The sequence below is a fragment of the Anaerovibrio sp. genome (genome assembly GCF_024697385.1).
Lineage (GTDB): Bacteria > Bacillota > Negativicutes > Selenomonadales > Selenomonadaceae > Anaerovibrio.
Genome location: NZ_JAILFV010000133.1, coordinates 1 through 4,088 on the forward strand (window position 1 = coordinate 1; position 4,088 = coordinate 4,088).

5 protein-coding genes are annotated in these 4,088 nt (G+C 43.8%); all 5 read left to right on the forward strand.

Going from position 1 to position 4,088, the window contains the following annotated elements:
- The first annotated feature begins 120 nt into the window (after positions 1 to 120).
- Positions 121 to 306: a hypothetical protein gene (locus K6C05_RS07775; protein ID WP_296733314.1), complete on the forward strand. Its 186-nt coding sequence runs from the start codon at positions 121 to 123 to the stop codon at positions 304 to 306.
- A gap of 19 nt (positions 307 to 325) precedes the next feature.
- Positions 326 to 1,033, forward strand: a complete 708-nt coding sequence (locus tag K6C05_RS07780) for a FliA/WhiG family RNA polymerase sigma factor (RefSeq protein WP_296733323.1) — start codon at positions 326 to 328, stop codon at positions 1,031 to 1,033.
- A gap of 80 nt (positions 1,034 to 1,113) precedes the next feature.
- The gene (locus K6C05_RS07785) at positions 1,114 to 2,796 is read left to right on the forward strand and encodes a FapA family protein (protein ID WP_296733316.1); all 1,683 of its coding nucleotides are present in this window, start codon (positions 1,114 to 1,116) and stop codon (positions 2,794 to 2,796) included.
- 21 nt (positions 2,797 to 2,817) lie between these two features.
- Complete coding sequence (locus tag K6C05_RS07790; RefSeq protein ID WP_296733319.1) at positions 2,818 to 3,159, forward strand: hypothetical protein; 342 nt, start codon at positions 2,818 to 2,820, stop codon at positions 3,157 to 3,159.
- 12 nt (positions 3,160 to 3,171) lie between these two features.
- Positions 3,172 to 3,924: a hypothetical protein gene (locus K6C05_RS07795; RefSeq protein WP_296733321.1), complete on the forward strand. Its 753-nt coding sequence runs from the start codon at positions 3,172 to 3,174 to the stop codon at positions 3,922 to 3,924.
- Positions 3,925 to 4,088: the final 164 nt, after the last annotated feature.

Genomic DNA, 4,088 nt, shown 5'->3' on the forward strand with positions numbered 1-4,088 from the left:
GAGCTTTAAGATGTCCCCTTCCTCTTTAGGTGGGGGAAAACAAACTACAACAGCTGGCGAGCATATCTCCCAGCTCGTTGAAACGCTAATTGGAAGATTTTTCTTCTAAAGAAGAAAAATTTGAACAATGGCGTTATAAGGGAAGTTTATTGCAGTAAATATGAAGGGGTTCTCCTTCTGCTATGGAGGAGGCAAACCATGACAGGTGGTAATCGTACTTCCCGCCTGAAGAAGAAAAATTTAGACAATGGCGTTATAATATTATTGGTGGTGAGATATAGTGCAAGGTACAGAGTTAACTCCTGAAGAAGTCAATCGGTTATGGATGCTTTATAGCTGTAATAGGGATTTGGAAGTCAGGAATAAACTTGTTGAGCATTATCTTCCACTGGTCAATGCAATAGCAGGGCGGCTGGCAATTAGTTTGCCAAGCCATATTGATACTGATGACCTAAAGGTAAGTGGATATTTTGGCTTGATGGATGCTATTGACAGGTATGATTATAACAGAGGAAATAAATTTGAAACTTATGCAGGTATCAGGATAAGTGGAGCGATGAAGGATGATCTTCGCTCACGGGATTGGATATCTGTTTCGTTGCGTCAGAAAATAAAAAGATATGAATCGGCGATTATTGCTTTAGAGGGAAATTTGGGCCGCACTCCAACAGATGATGAATTGGCTCAGGAGCTTGAATTGAGCTTGGAGCAGCTGTATGCTTTGGAACAGCAGGTGAGTGCTTCTACTATAATCCCTCTTGGAGAATATATAAAGTCTGAGACAACAGCTGCTGTTGTTTCGGATCCGACCAAAAGTTTGGAAGCAATTGAATTGAAAGAAACACTGGCAAAGGCCATAGACCAGCTGTCTGAAAAAGAGAGACTGGTTGTGTCGTTGTATTATCATGAAGAATTAACAATGAAGGAAATCAGCAGGGTCTTGCACTTGTCTGAAGCGCGTATTTGTCAGCTACATACCAAGGCAGTGTTTAAATTGCGTGGATTTTTGGCCAATGAGATTAATGAGGTTTAAATTACTCGGATCGGCAGAGGACATGGAGGTCTAATGCAGGTTATCTGTTGGGTAAGTAAGATAACCAGGGAGGGCTGTTTATGGAGAATGAAAAATCAGTTCCCAAGGTGGGGAGCCAGGATTCTGGGTATTTGTTTGAATTCCGTACTGATGGCGTGTACTTGACAGTATACGACTCAAAGGAGCCAGGAATACAATTTGAATTGTCGGATATGCGACAGATTTTAAGCGAATTTAGTGTTGATAATTATGATTTGGAGCTTTTGGCCCGTGTAGTGCGCGAAGCTTCAGGAGAATCAACCAAATTGGCTGATAGCTTTTTGTTGCCTCCGAACTACAAGGTGGGGGAAGATAGTAATCCAAATATTTCCGTGCAGATTTCTGAAGCGGAATTGGAAGCAAAGCGGGTATATGGAAAGGTCTTTGTCGATGTCTCCAAGGACAAGATGGAAGTGATGGTTCGTTTTGATGTAAAGGATAATGAAACTATACCAAACGAATCGATGATTAAGGAGGCCTTGAGCCAGAAGAATATCGTTTTCGGAATAGATGAAGAAGCAATTAAGGAAGCTGCTGCCAGTGGCAGACTGACAAAGGTTGCCCGCGGAGTTCCACCGGAGAATGGCTTGGATGCGCAGGTAAGCAGAAAATTTGATGCAGGAATAATGGGTCGTCCGGTTGTAGATGAATATGACCGTGTAGATTATAAGAACCTCAATATATTTTGTCTGGCCCGCAAAGGTCAGATTTTGGCAGAAAGAATACCTCATACTACAGGTACGCCAGGTACAAATGTTCATGGCAACCCGGTGCGTCAAAAGCCCGGTAAACCAAAGCCATTGCCCAACGGTAAGAATACGGTTGTTAAAGACGAGAATTTTGTTGTAGCTGAGATTGATGGCCAGATAGTGGATACCGGCAGTAAAATCAGTGTGGATCCCCATCTCGATATTAAGGGCGATGTGGGTATGGCCACCGGAAATATTGATTTTATAGGTGGTGTAACGGTTAATGGCAGTGTACAGGCCGGCTTCATATTAAAAGCTACCGGTGACATTGAGATAAAGGGAATGATAAGCGGTGGAGATGTGACTGGCCGTAATGTGTTTGTTGGTGGCGGAGTTCAGGGCATGAACCGTGGTGTGGTACGCGCCAGTGATGATTTTCATGCAGTTTTTGTTGAAAATGCTGATATAGAAGCTGGTGGAAATGTGATTATCTCTGATGTTGCCATGCACTCAACCATAAGGGCGGGACACACATTAGCAGTAGAAGGGCGCAGAGGCCTTGTAAACGGTGGCTTTTTGGCTGCAGGCGAGGAAGTCAGGGCCAATACGATTGGCAATACGATGAATGTTGCAACAAGGATTACCGTTGGTGTCAATCCGATGCTGCAAAAGAAATATCAGACAGTATTAAAGGAATACAATGAAGCAAAAAAGCGTCTTGACCAGGTAATGAAAATGGTAAATACCCTGGGGAAGATTGATATAAGCCAGATGCCGCCTGATAAGGCTGAACGCATACATGCACTGGTTCAGTCCCAGTTCCCATTGGCAGGTATTGTGGAACGCAATGAGCGTACTTTGAAGGAACTGGATACAGAGCTTCAGAAAATGAAGCGTGGTCGTGTGAGAGTCAAGGATATAATGTATCCTGGTGTAAAATTAAGTATTAATTCCATCATGAAAAATGTTCAGGTGGAGGAAAGTCATTGTACCCAGTATGTTGAGGATGATTTTATTAAGATAGGTGCCTATTGATAGAGGAAAGGGGCTGTTTGTATGGATTTTAGCCCAATGAACATCAGAATGACAGTACCTCAGTCAACGGATGTTGGTCAGGTTCAGCACAATATCAATCAGCATGGTGCAGTTGTCCATGATAATCAGGCATTAAAGGACCGTCAACAGCAGGAACGGATACAGAAGCAGGTCCGCAGCAAGGAAGAGGCTGAAGGTGAAAAAATAAAAAATAATCCTGATGAGGAAAAAGGAAAGGGTGGCTACCGCGGGAAAAAGCGCGATGCCGGAGCTCCTGAGGATGAAGAAATGCTGCAGGAGGATACCCAGGAAAAAATGGCCGTTGATCAATATAGGGGACAAAATATAGATATCAGTTTTTAATGGGAGATTTTGATGACCACAGAGATATTGGGCTTCATAATAATTGTTGGAGCGATTATTGTATTGTTGGCAAAGCGCCAGTTACAGAAGGCAGACGATGATCCTGAAGTAATTGAGGCTTCAGCAGGCAGGCTGCGTTATGAGCTTGAACAATCGGCTGATGAAATTATCAGCCGGATGGCGGGTCATATAGATCATTTGGAAAAGCTGCTTAAGGAAGCCGATTCCAAGTCAAGGCAGCTGGAACGCCGTATAAATGAATTGCAGCGTATGCAGACAAATGATATTGAGAAGCCATCTGAGGTTGGGAATAACGAATTTGCCCAGGTATTGGAAGACAATATTAATAAAAGTGATTTCAGTTCCATGGCTGTTGAATATGATGATGTGGCCAATGATATGCCAGGAGAAGCTTCCCCGGCAGACTTTATGGGGAATGAAGAAGCTGGGCAGGATCCGGAAGGAGAAATGTCCGATGCGCAGATAAAGGCACTGGAATATATCCGGGAGGCATCCATGACTTTGGAGGCAGCTCAGAATGATTTGGGACTGAATGTCGTAGAAGAAGCGGATGACATCGGACCGGCAGGAGCATCCGGGGAGGCTGTGGCTACGCAAGCTCAGGATAACAAGCCACCAGAGGAGGATGCAACAGGAATAGCCAAAAAGCTGTTGCAGGCAGGATATGACCCTGAGGAGGTAGGCAGGATAACCGGTTTGGGCATGAATGCTATCAGACTTATTGTGCAGATGCAGGGAAGATAAAACGGGTGTCTTTGTGCTGGTGGATAATATAACGAGCTTTAAGATGTCCCCTTCCTCTTTAGGTGGGGGAAAACAAACTACAACAGCTGGCGAGCATATCTCCCAGCTCGTTGAAACGCTAATTGGAAGATTTTTCTTCTAAAGAAGAAAAATTTGAACAATGG